The sequence below is a fragment of the Flagellimonas meridianipacifica genome (genome assembly GCF_003001695.1).
GTDB lineage: Bacteria > Bacteroidota > Bacteroidia > Flavobacteriales > Flavobacteriaceae > Flagellimonas > Flagellimonas meridianipacifica.
This window is the reverse complement of record NZ_PVYX01000001.1, coordinates 367,774-382,613: the sequence shown is the minus strand read 5'-3', so window position 1 is coordinate 382,613 and position 14,840 is coordinate 367,774. Positions and strand designations below refer to the sequence as shown.

Here is a 14,840-nt window from a genome sequence, read left to right as displayed (position 1 = left end):
GTAGGTCAAGGATGAAACTATTTTATTCTTAACGATTCAATACATACATGAAGAAAATTAGCATTATACTTTTTTGGTTTCCTATTTTGTTGACCGCCCAAGATGCTATCGAGGGGATGGTCATGGAAGCCAATGCAGAAAATAAACGTATTGGTCTTTCTGGGGCGAATGTGTACTGGTTAGACTCGCCCTTGGGGACGATAACCCAGGATGACGGAACTTTTACCATTCCATACGATCCTAAATACAACAAACTGGTCATAAGCTATATTGGCTTTAAGACGGATACCTTGACTATAGATGCTCCGCGAAAGGTACATCATTGGCTGCAACCTTCAAATCAATTGGATGAGGTGGTTGTAGAACAGAAAAAAGAGGCTGTGGAAAAAGCTTTTTTTTCAGCTCAGAATGTGGTTACCGTAAACAGTGAAGAGCTTTTAAAGGCTGCTTGTTGCAACCTTTCAGAAAGTTTTGAGACCAATCCGGCCATCGATGTCAATTTTAATGATGCCTTGACTGGAACCAGACAAATACAGATGCTAGGGCTCACCAGTCCGTATCTTTTGATTACCCAAGAAAACATCCCGATGGTAAGGGGGGCTTCACAAGCTTATGGTCTGACCTTTACTCCTGGTACCTGGGTAGAAAGTATCCAAATTACCAAAGGAGCGGGAAGTGTGACCAATGGGTATGAGAGTATCTCGGGCCAAATAAACACAGAGCTTCAAAAGCCATTATCGGATGTTCCGGTCTTTGTAAATGGGTATGCCAACTTAAATGGTAGACTAGAGCTCAATACCCATTTGAACACGAAACTCTCTGACAAATGGAGTACGGGACTTTACATCCATGGAAATCGAAGGGATGTAGATGTAGACAATAATGACGATGGTTTTTTGGACATTCCTTTGGCCAATCAAATCAATGTGATGAACCGCTGGCAATACCAAAATCCTGAAACAGGTTGGGTAAGCTTTATCAACGTTCGTTTTTTGAACGATGAAAAGCAGGTAGGTCAATCAGATTTTAATCCAGAAACGGACCGTTTCACCACTAATGCTTGGGGTAGTGAAATTGATACCCGTAGGTTTGATAGTTCGCTCAAATTAGGATACGTTTTCCCAGAGTTGCCTTTTCAAAGTTTTGGATTTCAAACCTCGTATAGCAATCATGCCCAAGATTCATTTTACGGATTCAATGTGTATGATATAGACCATGAAAGCATATATTCCAACTTTCTGTTCAATTCCATCATAGGAAACACAAAACATAAGTTTACCACAGGGCTATCTTTCGCCTACGATGGCTACGATGAATTGGTGAACAATCAAAGATTCAGTAGGACGGACCAATCTTTGGGAGCTTTCTTTGAGTACGGTTATACCAATTTGGAAAAACTGAGTCTTACCGCTGGATTGCGTTTAGATACGCATAACCGGCTTGGCACCTTTTTTACACCACGAATCCATGTGCGCTACACACCTTGGGAAAGAGGAAGTCTTCGAGCTTCTTTTGGACTGGGCCGGAGAGCGGCTAACATATTTGCGGAAAATCAAAAGCTTTTTGCTTCTAGTAGGATTATTCAATTGGATGGCAATGGTGGAAATATATATGGATTTGACGCAGAAAAAGCGGTCAATTTTGGTTTCGGGTTTCTACAGAAATTTAACTGGCTAAACCGTCCAGGTTCGTTTTCGGTAGATTTTTACAGGACTGATTTTCAAAACCAAGTAGTTGTAGATTGGGAAAATCCCAATGCGGTTCGATTTTCTAATCTCGATGGCCAAAGTTTTGCCAATAGTCTGCAGGTTGAGGTCAATCATGAGGTTTTGCCTAAGGTTGAATTGCGTATGGCCTATAAGTATTACGATGTGCAAACGACTTATCAAACAGGCTTGTTACAAAGACCCTTGCAGGCGCAACATCGCTATTTTGCAAACGTTGGGTATAATACCGAGCCAAAGGAGAATGGGAGCCAATGGCGATTCGATTACACCATTCATGCTTTGGGGAGGCAACGTTTGCCCAGCACGGCATCTAACCCAGTGGAATTTCAGCTGGGAGATTTTTCAGAAGGGTATAGTCTTATGAATACGCAGGTAACCAGGGTCTTTTCCCCTAAATTTGAGGTTTATCTGGGAGGTGAGAACCTTACTGGTTTTAGGCAAGACAATCCCGTTTTGGGTGCCCAGGATCCATTTGGACCGAATTTTGATACTTCCATAGTGTTCGCCCCAATACTTGGAAGAATGGTATATCTGGGGTTTCGATTTAAAGTATAAAAACAAAAATAAATACCTAAAAAATGAAAAAGAGTATATTGATTTTAATGCTCCTGTCTATTTCTACAGTCACTTTTGGCCAAGAAAAGAACAAGAAAATGTCCTTTGAAGTGGATGGCGTATGTGAAATGTGCAAAGCACGTATTGAAAAAGCTGCACTAAATGTTTCTGGAGTGAAATATGCGGTTTGGGATATTGCAAGTCATGAGTTGTCTTTGATAGTGGACGAACGTAAAACGAATGCCATGCAAATAAAATCGGCCATGGCCGAAGTAGGTCACGATACTAAAGAGTTGAAGGCTACACAAGAGGCGTATGAAAGTGTTCACCCTTGCTGTAGATATCGCGAACTGGATTCAAATCATAACAAAAAGCACTAAATGCAACAGATTTATTCTGTAACTGGAATGACCTGTCAGGGCTGTGTGGCCTCGGTTCAGGAAAAACTATCTAAAATAGATGGTGTTTTGGATGTAGTGGTCGATTTGGAAAAAGGTGAAGCCACAATGGAGGTGTCTGAATTTTTCTCCTCGGCACAGCTTCAATCTGCTTTGCCTGCAAAATACGGCATTGCAGAAAAGGGAAGTGTTGCTTCAATACTGGCAAGTTCTGAAGAAAAATCAAAATGGGGGCAGTTACGCCCCCTTTTCTTGATTTTCACCTACCTTTTTGCTACGGCATTTTTGCTCAACTACAAAGACTGGAGCACTTCCGAAGCCATGTTGGATTTCATGGGGTTATTCTATATCGTTTTTAGCTTCTTCAAATTTTTAGACTTAAAAGGCTTCCCTGAAAGCTTCCGAATGTATGACCCTCTAGCCAAAGCCATTCCAGTTTATGGTTGGGTTTATCCCTTTGTAGAACTGATTTTGGGACTAATGTTTTTAATGCGAATACGAGTTTCAATTGCGCTTTGGGTTACCGTAATCATCTTGGGAATAACCACCATTGGAGTGACTAGGGCTTTATTGGGAAAAAAAACTATTCGTTGTGCATGTTTAGGCACTGCTTTGAACCTCCCAATGACGGAAGCTACATTTATTGAAAATACCATCATGTTGGTAATGGCTTTTCTGATGCTTCTTGGGATGATTTAATCCAATGAAATCTCTTCGGTGTGTGAAAGGAGTGACCCATCTTCTCCCATTCCTTCTATTAAAACTTTAACTGAAGAAATGTTGTCTTTTGGGATTTTGAATCCCACCTCACCTTTATTGTTAGTGATTAACCTGGGCTCCCAATGAACAATCCCGTAATTTTCAAAGGCCTCTCCTCCTGTCGAAAAATACTTTGGTCTGTAAAAGGCTTTAGGTCTGGAAAAACTGTTTTCCACCAATTTTTCAGCAAAATATATTGAATTTGACCGTAAACGGGGACCTACTTTTCTGTAAATTCGAATTACACCTGCCGATGAATCAAAAGAATCCCCTGCAAGTCCATTACGTTCAAAGTAAACTTCATCTATTTCGCTCATGGGGACATTTAAGAGTTGTCTCAGATCATTAACCAAGAAGTCATCTTCATAAACTCTTACAAAGGCTGCCCTGGAATTAGAATTGGCTAAAAAACTTGCACCACCAGTTCTGGCCCCAGCTGTTCCAAATGCACCTCCTTGAGCAGATCCAGGTCTATTGTTACGTATTACCACCTGTCCTGTTTGCATGATAAAATCCACATTGAATCCGTTTTTTGCAATGAAATCCAACAGAAACACATTGCTCCTGATTTCTTTCTCTCCAATTTTAACACCTTTAAATTGGTCATTCATCAATGGTGATTTCCTCACAAGCTTCGACTTATTTTTCTCTTCTGTCAGCACTACTTCTTCCAACTTGATTACGTCACTAGATAGCTTGAAGGGGATGTTTTCGAAAGATTGGTTAATCAACGGGACCGTGAATAGTTTTTGTGGTACGACGTACTCGCTGAATTCCGTTGAATTGTTTTTCAGGGTGACCATAGGGAATTGAATATCCAGGTCTGGTTTTCTCAATCCTCTTCTTTTCTTTCGAATGGAAAATCTAAGAGTGTCGCCGTTTTTTGATAACAAATCTGTCAACTCCAGGGTTTGGGAGTCGTCCAAATCAAGTAAAACCATGGAACCTACTCCATTTCCAATCAAAGCCAAGCGCTCCTCTTTTTTCAGCTCTGAGTTTAATTTCAATTGAGCATTTACACCATGTTCAAAAGGATAGGTGATTTCAGGTTCCCCATTAAAGATGAGCCCCCAGTCGTAACTGCTCCAACCCTGTGTGAGCATAGCCAGGTCTAGTTCATATTCCTTTATCCTGTCAGAATCCGAAAAATACCGAGAGGAGTTTTCTATTGAAGATTTTAAATAGGGATGTAAAAGGAAGGAGGAAAAAATATTTGATTCCTTTAGATTGTGTGCATTGGATACAGGTAAGGTAGATACACTCAGAGAGACGGGAGTGCTTTTTTTTGTAAGGGTCTTTATTTTCAAATAGACGGAATCCCTTTTTTCCTTGCCCCTAACCACAGAAGCGTTGGCCAAGTCTAGTCCCTTGAAATTGAAAATGAGACGTTCACATATCGGTTCCAAATTTTGATTGAACAAGGTAATGATGTTCGTACCGGGCAAGAGATTTTTTTTGTCAATTTTTATGTTTCTGGAGATACTATCAAAGACAAAGGAATTCAAAGTCATGATTCCATCGCGATGGGTGGCCAAATGAAACGAGTCTTTTTTGATGGCTTCAAAGGTTTTGTTGTTCGTGTTCAATGAGACTACCAACTTCTCCTCCAAAATGTTGTTGACCGCCATGGAAATTCCACTGTTCTTTGCCTTTGGAAGTTTCTTTTCAATAATACTTCCATCTCCAAGAACCACCTTTAAAGTGTAGTTCAATTGTTTTTTGGGCAGTAATTCAAAACGGCCCAAGCCTACCTTATTGGTAAAAACCTCGGTCAATTGATTGTTTTCTTCATCGTATACCCCTCCTTTTTGAATCTGCACACCTCTGCCATTACTGTCTACGATGCGCAGTCCTACCATATTATCTGTATCGGATATTAGATGTCCACCTTCGGGGAGTAGCTGTAAATCATAGGCCTTGTGATTTGTTGGGGATTCTATTTTGGTTAAAGGGTCTACAATGGCAATTTTTTGGACAAAAGGGACATCCTCTTTGAAATTATTCATCCATTTGGTTCCGGCTTTGATGTAGTAGATGCCAGAACTCCATGTGGAGTCTATTTTGAAACTACCATGGGTTATTCCTTTTTCAAACAAAAAAAGGTCTTTGGCAACCTGCTCGCCTCTAGAATTGTACAAAGTACAATAGAGATTCTTTGTGGGATTAGAAGGTTGATTGCTTTTTTTATGGTAAGCGTAGGCCGTCCACCAAATCTCATCTCCTTGAATGAAAGTGGTTTTGTTTAAATGTAAATGAATCGATTCTCTGTAATGCTGGAAACGAGACCCATACATTTCCTTTAATCTGGAAGATTCTTGTTTTTGGGCATCTATATTGAAGGTGAAAAAAAATAGGAAAGAAAGCAGCGGGCAGTAACGAACAGTTTTCATATTATTTTCTTTTTAAAATACGAAAAAGCACTCTGTTCAGTGTCCACTTTATCAAGGATTTAACAAGTATATACAACAAAAAAAACCGCACTAGAATAGTGCGGTTTCCTTTATTATGAAAGACTTAATCTTACATCATTCCCGGCATTCCACCACCACCCATTGGAGGCATGGCAGGTGCATCTTCCTTAACGTCAGTCAATGCACATTCTGTGGTTAAAATCATTCCGGAAACAGAGGCGGCATTTTCCAACGCGACTCGAGTCACTTTAGTTGGGTCTATGATCCCTGCCTTCATCATTTCTACATATTTGTCTGCTTTGGCATCATATCCAAAATCACCTTTTTCATCCATAACTTTGGCTACAACCACGGAACCTTCACCACCCGCATTTTCAACGATGGTTCTTAATGGAGATTCAATGGCACGAGCTACAATTTGTAGTCCTGTATCTTCATCAGCATTTACAGTTTCTGTTTTGCTAAGAACGGATTTAGCCCTTACCAAAGCAACACCTCCACCAGCAACTATACCTTCTTCAACAGCGGCTCTGGTTGCATGTAATGCGTCGTCTACACGGTCTTTTTTCTCTTTCATCTCCACTTCTGAAGCGGCGCCAACATAAAGAACGGCAACACCACCGGCTAATTTGGCCAAACGCTCTTGTAATTTCTCCTTATCATAATCAGAAGTGGTCGTCTCAATCTGAGATTTTATCTGATTCACACGGGTCTTGATGTTTTTGGCAGAGCCGGCACCATTTACGATAGTAGTATTGTCTTTATCAATGGTTACTCTTTCTGTAGTTCCCAACATATCCACGGTCGCAGTTTCCAAAGAGAAACCTCTTTCTTCAGAAATTACGGTACCATTAGTCAAAATGGCAATGTCTTCCAACATAGCCTTTCTGCGGTCACCAAAACCAGGAGCTTTTACAGCGGCAATTTTAAGGGAACCTCTCAGTTTGTTTACTACCAAAGTAGCTAAAGCTTCACCATCAACATCCTCAGCTATGATCAATAGAGGTTTTCCAGACTGGGCTACAGGCTCCAAAACTGGAAGCAAGTCTTTCATGGAAGAGATTTTCTTATCGAAAAGAAGGATGTAAGGATTGTCTAAATCGGCAATCATTTTCTCAGAATCGGTCACAAAGTACGGTGAAAGGTATCCGCGGTCAAACTGCATCCCTTCTACTACATCCACATACGTGTCGGTTCCTTTGGCTTCTTCTACGGTAATTACTCCTTCTTTACCAACTTTCTCAAAAGCTTGTGCAATCAAGTCACCGATGGTTTCGTCATTATTTGCAGAAATAGCTGCAACCTGTTTGATTTTTTCAGAAGAGTCTCCAACTTTCTTGGATTGTTTCGCAAGGTTGGCTACAATTGCGTCTACCGCTTTGTCAATACCTCTTTTCAAATCCATGGGATTTGCACCAGCCGCCACATTTTTAAGGCCTTCTTTTACAATTGCCTGGGCTAAAACAGTTGCGGTTGTAGTACCATCACCTGCCAAATCGTTGGTTTTGGAAGCTACTTCCTTAACCATTTGGGCGCCCATATTCTCTAACGCATCTTCCAATTCAATTTCTTTGGCAACGGTAACCCCATCTTTGGTAACCTGTGGGGCACCAAAGGATTTACTAATGATTACGTTTCTACCTTTTGGTCCTAAAGTCACTTTAACGGCATTGGCCAAGGCATCCACACCTCTTTTAAGACCATCGCGTGCTTCAATGTCGAACTTAATATCTTTTGCCATTTTCTTTTAGTTGATTTTCTTAGTTATACAATTGCTAAAATGTCACTTTCGCGCATCATCAAATAATCAACACCGTCCAATTTTAGCTCGGTACCTGCATACTTGCCATAAAGCACAGTGTCACCTACTTTCACGGTGACAGCTTCGTCTTTGGTTCCTGGACCTACAGCCACCACTTTTCCTTTTTGAGGCTTTTCTTTTGCAGTGTCAGGGATTATGATTCCAGAAGCAGTTTTGGTCTCGGCCGCAACGGGCTCGATAAGAACTCTATCCGCCAATGGTTTGATGTTAACTTTAGCCATATTCTTATTTTTTTAGGTATTTGTTTTAAAAATTCTCGTTTGGAAGGGCAGAAATTATGCCATTACCAAAAAACTGACATTCTGATAAAATAAAAATGCCAGCTTGTCATTTAAGCTGGCATTCATATAAGGTTATGTCATTTATCTTTAGTTGATAGTATCTGCTGGATTGGTCTGGTCCGCAGCTGGAACCTGTTCTGGAACTTGCTCAGGTACCGTTTCGGGAACAGTGGTCTCAACATCGTTTCCGTCCAATACTTTGGATTGCGCTTGACCAAAACTTCCTTTTAGAGAAACATTGGACAACAAAATCAACACGATCAACAAGGTCGCCAAGGTCCATGTGCTCTTATCCAAAAAATCACCAGTTTTTTTGACACCGCCCACAACTTGGTTTCCACTACCACCAAATGAAGAGGATAATCCTCCGCCCTTTGGATTTTGCACCATAACCACCAACATCAACAGAAGGCAAACGATTATTATCAGAATCAAAAAGATGGTAAACGTACTCATTGTTATTTCTTTTCTTTTTGCAGTTTTTTGACCGCTCGAATTTGGTCGGCAAAGAAACCACTTTTTTCTGGATATTTCAAACTCAATATCTTAAAGGCTTGAATTGCTTTTTTGTATTTCTTTTGTTCGAGATAAACTTTGGCAAGGGTTTCAGTCATTAATTCGTTTTTGTCCATACGTACCGAATCTTTGATGTCTACCCTGGCCTGGGATTCTTCTTTTGGAACAATTTTAGGATTGTTTTCTATAAACTTATCCAAAAGTTCAAACTTCCTTTTTTTGTCTATTTCGATGGGTTCTACCACATCAATCGCTTTGGTTGTTTCATCAGAAGTTAATTGCAACCATTCAACGAAAGAGTGTTTTTCACTTTTCGTAAAGCTTAAGGGTTTGCCTATGCCTAGTTGGGTTTCGGCATCCTCTTCGTCTCCAACTTGTACTTCGGTTCGAGGTTTAGGTTCTTTAGAAGCAAAGAGCTTTGGGTCCAAAATCTGCTCTGCATCCTGAATGTTCTGTGGTAAGGGCTTCTCCTCAGACTCTGGAATAAAAATCTCTGTGTCTGGATTTGGTTCAATTTCTTCAGACACTATTTCTTTTTCTTCCAGTTTTGGAGCCCTGCCCGCTATGGAATCGGCAATGTTGTTTTGAACAAATTCGTTGGAAGTAATGTAATCGAAAAGCACGTCCCTATCCGTGGTATGGGCGGCAGTTGCTTTGAGGGCACTATTATATTTGTAGCTATCAAGATTTTTCAAACCCTTTAAGTGCAGTGCCCGAGCTGCCTGAAAATAGGGGTATTCAGCAATTATATCTTCCAATTCCCGTGTTTGTTGGGGAGATAGAATAGTGTTTGACTTTCGAAGAATATGTAAAAAATCCGAAACGTTCATAAAGAGTTACCAATTACCTAGTGAGGCATTAAAGATATCCTGGGTCAAGCGTTCAAAAAGTTCCTCATGCGCCTGAGCCTGTATGGAGGTCAAAGATGCTGAGGCATCAAAATCAAAGAAGAAGGAAAATCGTTTTTCAAAATCCGAATCTTCCTTGGTTTTATTGAAAAAGCGCACATTAACGCTCATAGTCAAACGGTTTTGTGCCGTCAGCTGATCAGATGTAGCGGTCATGGGAGTAACCCGATACTCTACAATTTCTCCTTCATAGAGAAGATCTCCATTGCTTCCTGTCAACGAAAGACTGGTCAAATTGTTGATTTGGTCTTGAAGAGCCAATGTAAAATCCCTGTCCAAACTAGGTACAATGATAGAGCTCGGACTTTGATCGGCATAATTCTGAAAAAAGTTCACTTGGAAACTTTGAGCTGTACCAATATCCGCTCCTGAAAAATTATAGGCTCCACATCCCACCAGATTCAACACTCCTAATAACAATCCAACTATCATTATCTTTTTTCCCATCCGCCCAAATTAAGGATTTACCAGTTATAAATCGTATTGTTTTATTTTTCGATAAAGGGTTCGTTCCGAGATTCCCAACTCTGCTGCTGCTGCTTTCCGCTTGCCCCGGTTTCGTTCCAACGATTTTTTTATGAGTTCAATTTCTTTTTCCTGTAAAGAAAGGGTTTCCTCTTCTTCTATTTCCTCTGCAAAATGATATCGGTCCTCGGAGGGTCGTGAAACCTGTGGGGTACTGTTCTCCACAACGGGCTCTGGAAGATGCAATACTTCAGTGGGCAGAGTTTCTTCCCTTTCCATCTGATTTTCATCCTGATTTCCGTAAATCTTTCGAATTAAGGTTTCGTTTTCTTCCTGGACCTTTTGCGTGTCGCTATTCTTAAGAAGTTCCAAGGTGAGTTTTTTTAAATCGTTCAAATCACCTTTCATATCAAAAAGTACCTTGTACAAAATCTCACGCTCATTACTGAAGTCACTTTCCTTTTTTTCTTGCCCGATTACCGCAGGTAGGTTAGTACTGTTGGCATTCGGTAAGTAACTGCCCAAAGTAGCTGCAGTAATGCTTCGGTTCTCCTCCAATACTGAAATCTGTTCTGCAATATTTCTCAATTGTCTAATATTACCAGGCCATCTGTATTTTAAAAGAAGATCAATCGCATTTTCTTCCAAACGAATGGTGGGCATTTTGTATTTCTGCCCAAAATCAGAAGCGAATTTTCGGAACAGCAAGTGAATGTCTTCCTGTCTTTCGCGAAGTGGTGGTATATTGATTTCAACCGTACTTAATCGATAATACAAGTCTTCACGGAATTTTTCCTTTTTAATGGCCTCAAACATGTTCACATTTGTAGCGGCCACAATCCGAACATTGGTTTTCTGAACTTGTGAAGACCCCACTTTTAGAAATTCTCCATTTTCCAGAACACGAAGTAGTCTAACTTGAGTTGTAAGAGGAAGTTCACCCACTTCATCCAAAAAAATGGTACCTCCATCCGCCACTTCAAAGTATCCACTTCTGGTTTGGGTAGCGCCCGTAAAAGCCCCTTTTTCGTGACCGAACAATTCACTATCTATGGTGCCTTCAGGAATGGCCCCACAGTTAACGGCAATGTACTTTGCATGCTTTCGGTGGGATAAGGAATGTATGATTTTTGGAATAGCCTCTTTCCCAACACCACTTTCTCCAGTGACTAACACGGAGATATCCGTTGGCGCTACTTGCATAGCTTTTTCAATGGCCCGATTCAGTTGCATATCGTTTCCGATAAGCTCGAATCGTTGTTTTATGGACTGAATGCTTTCCATGCTTTAGTTGTTCTTTGAATATTCAACAGCCTCGCCGATGAGTGTGGCGGAAGTGCAATCGTTGATTTTCACATTGACAAAATCCCCTACCTGATAGTTTTCTTTTGGAAATACCACAACGGTGTTTTGGGAGTTTCTTCCCATCCAATGCGCGTCTGATTTTTTGGAAGGTCCCTCAATGAGCACTTCTTCTACTTTTCCTACATGCTGTTGGGTGCGGAAGAGCCCATGCTTTTGTTGAAGATTAATAATTTCTTGCAACCTCCTTTTCTTGGTTTCCGCAGGGACATCATCTTCCAGTTTTCGGGCTGCCAAAGTTCCTGGTCGCTCAGAATAAGCGAACATGAAGCCAAAATCATACTTTACATACTCCATCAGGCTTAAGGTGTCTTGATGGTCTTCTTCGGTTTCAGTGGGGAATCCAGAAATCATATCCTGACTTATAGCGCATTCCGGATTGATTTTTCGGATATTATCTATAAGTTCAAAATATTCCTCACGGGTATGCAAGCGATTCATGGCTTTCAGGATTCGATTGCTACCACTTTGAACCGGCAAGTGAATGTAGTTACAAATGTTTTCATGTTTAGCCATGGTCTCAATCACGTCCAAGGTCATATCCTGAGGATTGGAGGTGGAAAAACGGATTCTCATTTTGGGTTGGGCGAGGGCAACCATATCCAGAAGCTTGGCAAAGTTAACCGAGGTGGCCTTTTGCATATCCGTAGCCTTATCAAAATCCTTTTTTAAACCGCCGCCATACCACAAATAACTGTCTACATTCTGCCCTAAAAGGGTAATTTCCTTAAAACCTCTGCCCCAAAGGTCATTGACCTCTTCCAAAATAGATTGTGGGTCTCTACTACGTTCTCTTCCTCTAGTAAATGGTACTACGCAGAAAGTACACATATTATCACAGCCACGGGTAATGGAGACAAATGCTGTGACGCCATTGGAGTTCAGGCGGACTGGGGCTACATCCCCATACGTTTCATCTTTGGATAAGATAACATTCACGGCATTTCTTCCCTCATCAATTTCCTGAATAAGGTTCGGCAGGTCTTTGTAGGCATCTGGTCCTACAACCATATCCACTATTTTTTCTTCTTCAAGGAATTTGCTTTTTAGGCGTTCGGCCATACAACCCAATACGCCCACTTTCATTCCCGGATTTATCTTCTTTACCGCATTGAACTTTTCCAAACGTTTGCGTACGGTTAACTCTGCCTTCTCTCGAATGGAGCAGGTATTTACAAGAACCAAATCGGCCTCTTCAAGTTGGGTTGTGGTATTGAAACCTTCTTTTGCTAATATTGATGCTACTATTTCGCTATCGGAAAAATTCATCTGACACCCGTAACTCTCAATATAAAGCTTTCTGGTGTTGCTTTGAATCTGCTCCAATGTAAGTGTGTTTCCTTGCAGTTCTTCTTGGATTATTTTCTCTGAATGCTCTTTCTCGTTCATCATGCTTCAAATGGAGGGCAAAGATAGTGCATATTCTGTTCTAGTGACAATTTGGCAGTATTATTTAATAGGCCTTTTAGGTTATTGGGATATTCTTAACTTGCTCGGTAATAAAAACCAACCAAAAATGAACTTTTCACAAGTCTCTGAAAAAATCGATTCAAGCGGGGCTCTGGATTTCGGAAGGATTTTTAATGCTTCGTTTGAACTCTTCAAAAAAGTATGGGTTCAGGGTTTCATTACCTTGTTGTTGACTTTTGTGGTAATCATTCCATTCTATCTGGTGGCATACATTCCTATGGTTGCAGTTGGGATGACGGACCCCTATTATTTTGAAAGTGAAGAATTGCCTGCGTCAATGATTTTGTTCTTCATTGTCTATTACCCAATTATGCTGATAGGAGTAACCATGTTCACCACTTGCCTGACTGCTGCTTTTTTGCGCATTTGTAGAAGGGTGGATTCCGATGAGATTGGAAAGGACGATTATTTTTTTTATTTCAAAAAACCTTATTTGAGTAAGGCTTTTACATTAGCTTTGATTATAACCGGACTTTCCATTCTGGGCATGCTAGCCTGTGGTATTGGCCTTATTTATTTAGTGGTCCCGATGTCACTTCTCTCCGCTTTTTTTGCGTTTGATGAAGAACTTACCTCCGGAGAAATTACCAAGGCGTCCTTTGCATTGGGGAACAAAAACTGGCTTATCATTTTTGGGTTGATTTTCGTTTCCAGCTTGGTGGCTCAGTTGGGTATACTGCTTTGTTTTATAGGGTTTTTGTTCACGGCAATGTTCACACGTATACCTATTTACTTCATTTATAAAGATAGCATAGGGTTTTCTTCCGAAACGGAATTTTAGCATTTCTAAGCGCAACTTTGTTTAAGCTTTTTTATCTAAAGGGTGACATTCATCCAAAAAACTTAAACAACAATGAAAAAGCAATTTTTATTTCTTTTATCCCTAGCCACCCTTTTTTTTATTTCCTGTGATGACTCAAATGATGATGACGAATATGCGGAATACCTGGTAGCTCGACCTTTGGTCATGAGCAGAGCGGATTTTGCCAATAATGTGGATGTTCTTCCGCCAGAACCTATTGACGAATCTGGAAAGGTATACGCTTATCAAGATTATGTCTTTATCAACGATAAAAGCCGAGGGGTTCATGTAATCGACAACAGCAATCCTCAGCAACCTGTGAAAATCGCTTTTATTGAAATTCCCGGAAATGTTGATATTTCGGTTAAGGACAATTTTTTGTATGCTGATAGTTTAATGGACTTGATTGTTCTGGATATAACTGACATTAACAATATCCAACAAGTGAATCGTTTGGAAAATGTATTGAGGGAATGGGTCTTTTTTCCTTTTGAAGCAGATATTGTAGAATATGAGGCCTATGACTACGAAACTGAAATATTGATTGGTTGGGAAACCGTCACGGAAAGAAGATTGATTGAAGAAGTACAAAATCGAGATTTTGACTTTTTTGGAGATATAGCTGTAGCTGAAGCTTCTGATGGAGGTACTACTGGACAAGGAGGTTCTTTGGCACGCTTCAAGATTGTGGGGGAGTATCTCTACGCTGTGGACAGCCATACCATTAATGTATTTGATATTTCGGATTTAGAAAACCCTCAAGATTTGGAAGATGTTTATGCAGGATTTGACATAGAGACTATATTCAATAGAGGAGAGCATTTATTTTTGGGAAGTATGCGCGGGATGTACATTTATGATATTTCATCTCCGGCAACGCCCACTTTTGTTTCAGAGTTTCAGCACGGAACAGCCTGTGACCCAGTTGTTGTAGATGGAGATTATGCATACGTTACCTTACGGGGAGGAAACGGTTGTGGAGCTATTGAAAGTGGTCTTTTCATTGTAGATATTTCAGATATTGAAAAACCGGAATTGACTATTTCCTACCCTATGGATGAGCCTTATGGCTTGGGTATCCGAGATGAGAAGCTGTTTATATGTGATGGGTCTTCGGGTTTAAAGGTGTATGACAAAACAAATGTCGAGGGTCTTTCTTTGTTAAACCATTTTAAAGATATTGTTACGTTTGATGTCATTCCCTTGGAAAGCCATTTGATAATGGTGGGCGATGAAATACTGTTTCAATATGAATATCTGGATGATAAAATCCAGCTTATAAGTCAAATCGGCCTTAATTAAGGTCGCGCAATTTCCCAGTTGAATATCCCGTTTTTTGCGGGATATTTTTTTTGATATCAACC

Annotated in this window: 13 protein-coding genes; 5 read left to right on the top strand and 8 right to left on the bottom strand. The window is 40.4% G+C overall.

The window, feature by feature from the left end:
- The first annotated feature begins 47 nt into the window (after positions 1–47).
- From CLV81_RS01635 to CLV81_RS01625, 3 genes are read left to right on the top strand one after another with little or no spacing between them, the layout of a single operon-like run.
- Positions 48–2,282, top strand: coding sequence for a TonB-dependent receptor plug domain-containing protein (locus tag CLV81_RS01635; RefSeq protein ID WP_106143325.1), 2,235 nt, complete (start codon positions 48–50; stop codon positions 2,280–2,282).
- Between the two features lie 23 nt (positions 2,283–2,305).
- Positions 2,306–2,662 (top strand): heavy-metal-associated domain-containing protein, encoded by a 357-nt coding sequence (locus tag CLV81_RS01630; RefSeq protein ID WP_106143324.1) that lies wholly within the window; start codon positions 2,306–2,308, stop codon positions 2,660–2,662.
- Positions 2,663–3,379: a heavy-metal-associated domain-containing protein gene (locus tag CLV81_RS01625; protein WP_106143323.1), complete on the top strand. Its 717-nt coding sequence runs from the start codon at positions 2,663–2,665 to the stop codon at positions 3,377–3,379.
- Here CLV81_RS01625 and CLV81_RS01620 read toward each other — a convergent pair.
- The 8 genes from CLV81_RS01620 to miaB all read right to left on the bottom strand — a co-directional run bounded on the left by CLV81_RS01620 (position 3,376) and on the right by miaB (position 12,596).
- Positions 3,376–5,829, bottom strand: a complete 2,454-nt coding sequence (locus tag CLV81_RS01620; RefSeq protein ID WP_106143322.1) for a hypothetical protein — start codon at positions 5,827–5,829, stop codon at positions 3,376–3,378. The two genes, CLV81_RS01625 and CLV81_RS01620, sit on opposite strands and share 4 nt — an antisense overlap.
- 130 nt (positions 5,830–5,959) lie before the next feature.
- Positions 5,960–7,591 carry a chaperonin GroEL gene (gene groL, locus CLV81_RS01615; protein ID WP_106143321.1) on the bottom strand — a complete coding sequence of 544 codons (1,632 nt, stop codon included), beginning with the start codon at positions 7,589–7,591 and terminating at the stop codon, positions 5,960–5,962.
- Positions 7,592–7,614: 23 nt separating this feature from the next.
- Complete coding sequence (locus CLV81_RS01610) at positions 7,615–7,893, bottom strand: co-chaperone GroES (RefSeq protein ID WP_106143320.1); 279 nt, start codon at positions 7,891–7,893, stop codon at positions 7,615–7,617.
- Between the two features lie 147 nt (positions 7,894–8,040).
- A complete protein-coding gene (gene secG, locus CLV81_RS01605) occupies positions 8,041–8,409 on the bottom strand; it encodes a preprotein translocase subunit SecG (protein ID WP_106143319.1) in 369 nt (122 codons plus the stop codon).
- Between the two features lie 2 nt (positions 8,410–8,411).
- Positions 8,412–9,299 (bottom strand): hypothetical protein, encoded by an 888-nt coding sequence (locus CLV81_RS01600; protein WP_106143318.1) that lies wholly within the window; start codon positions 9,297–9,299, stop codon positions 8,412–8,414.
- A 6-nt stretch (positions 9,300–9,305) separates the two neighbouring features.
- Positions 9,306–9,824, bottom strand: coding sequence for an LptE family protein (locus tag CLV81_RS01595; RefSeq protein WP_106143317.1), 519 nt, complete (start codon positions 9,822–9,824; stop codon positions 9,306–9,308).
- Positions 9,825–9,848: 24 nt separating this feature from the next.
- Complete coding sequence (locus CLV81_RS01590) at positions 9,849–11,126, bottom strand: sigma-54 interaction domain-containing protein (protein ID WP_106143316.1); 1,278 nt, start codon at positions 11,124–11,126, stop codon at positions 9,849–9,851.
- 3 nt (positions 11,127–11,129) lie between these two features.
- Positions 11,130–12,596, bottom strand: coding sequence for a tRNA (N6-isopentenyl adenosine(37)-C2)-methylthiotransferase MiaB (miaB, locus tag CLV81_RS01585; protein WP_417935388.1), 1,467 nt, complete (start codon positions 12,594–12,596; stop codon positions 11,130–11,132).
- A gap of 124 nt (positions 12,597–12,720) precedes the next feature.
- Here miaB and CLV81_RS01580 point away from each other — a divergent pair, with 124 nt between their 5' ends.
- Positions 12,721–13,455, top strand: coding sequence for a hypothetical protein (locus CLV81_RS01580; RefSeq protein ID WP_106144862.1), 735 nt, complete (start codon positions 12,721–12,723; stop codon positions 13,453–13,455).
- 72 nt (positions 13,456–13,527) lie between these two features.
- The gene (locus CLV81_RS01575; protein ID WP_106143314.1) at positions 13,528–14,778 is read left to right on the top strand and encodes an LVIVD repeat-containing protein; all 1,251 of its coding nucleotides are present in this window, start codon (positions 13,528–13,530) and stop codon (positions 14,776–14,778) included.
- The last annotated feature ends 62 nt before the right edge of the window (positions 14,779–14,840 follow it).

What these genes read in the sequence shown, in the direction of transcription:
- CLV81_RS01635 (WP_106143325.1), top strand. Translation starts at nt 48, where the DNA reads ATGAAGAAAATTAGCATTATACTTTTTTGGTTTCCTATTTTGTTGACC.
- CLV81_RS01630 (WP_106143324.1), top strand. Translation starts at nt 2,306, where the DNA reads ATGAAAAAGAGTATATTGATTTTAATGCTCCTGTCTATTTCTACAGTC.
- CLV81_RS01625 (WP_106143323.1), top strand. Translation starts at nt 2,663, where the DNA reads ATGCAACAGATTTATTCTGTAACTGGAATGACCTGTCAGGGCTGTGTG.
- CLV81_RS01620 (WP_106143322.1), bottom strand. Translation starts at nt 5,829, where the DNA reads ATGAAAACTGTTCGTTACTGCCCGCTGCTTTCTTTCCTATTTTTTTTC.
- groL (WP_106143321.1), bottom strand. Translation starts at nt 7,591, where the DNA reads ATGGCAAAAGATATTAAGTTCGACATTGAAGCACGCGATGGTCTTAAA.
- CLV81_RS01610 (WP_106143320.1), bottom strand. Translation starts at nt 7,893, where the DNA reads ATGGCTAAAGTTAACATCAAACCATTGGCGGATAGAGTTCTTATCGAG.
- secG (WP_106143319.1), bottom strand. Translation starts at nt 8,409, where the DNA reads ATGAGTACGTTTACCATCTTTTTGATTCTGATAATAATCGTTTGCCTT.
- CLV81_RS01600 (WP_106143318.1), bottom strand. Translation starts at nt 9,299, where the DNA reads ATGAACGTTTCGGATTTTTTACATATTCTTCGAAAGTCAAACACTATT.
- CLV81_RS01595 (WP_106143317.1), bottom strand. Translation starts at nt 9,824, where the DNA reads ATGGGAAAAAAGATAATGATAGTTGGATTGTTATTAGGAGTGTTGAAT.
- CLV81_RS01590 (WP_106143316.1), bottom strand. Translation starts at nt 11,126, where the DNA reads ATGGAAAGCATTCAGTCCATAAAACAACGATTCGAGCTTATCGGAAAC.
- miaB (WP_417935388.1), bottom strand. Translation starts at nt 12,596, where the DNA reads ATGATGAACGAGAAAGAGCATTCAGAGAAAATAATCCAAGAAGAACTG.
- CLV81_RS01580 (WP_106144862.1), top strand. Translation starts at nt 12,721, where the DNA reads ATGAACTTTTCACAAGTCTCTGAAAAAATCGATTCAAGCGGGGCTCTG.
- CLV81_RS01575 (WP_106143314.1), top strand. Translation starts at nt 13,528, where the DNA reads ATGAAAAAGCAATTTTTATTTCTTTTATCCCTAGCCACCCTTTTTTTT.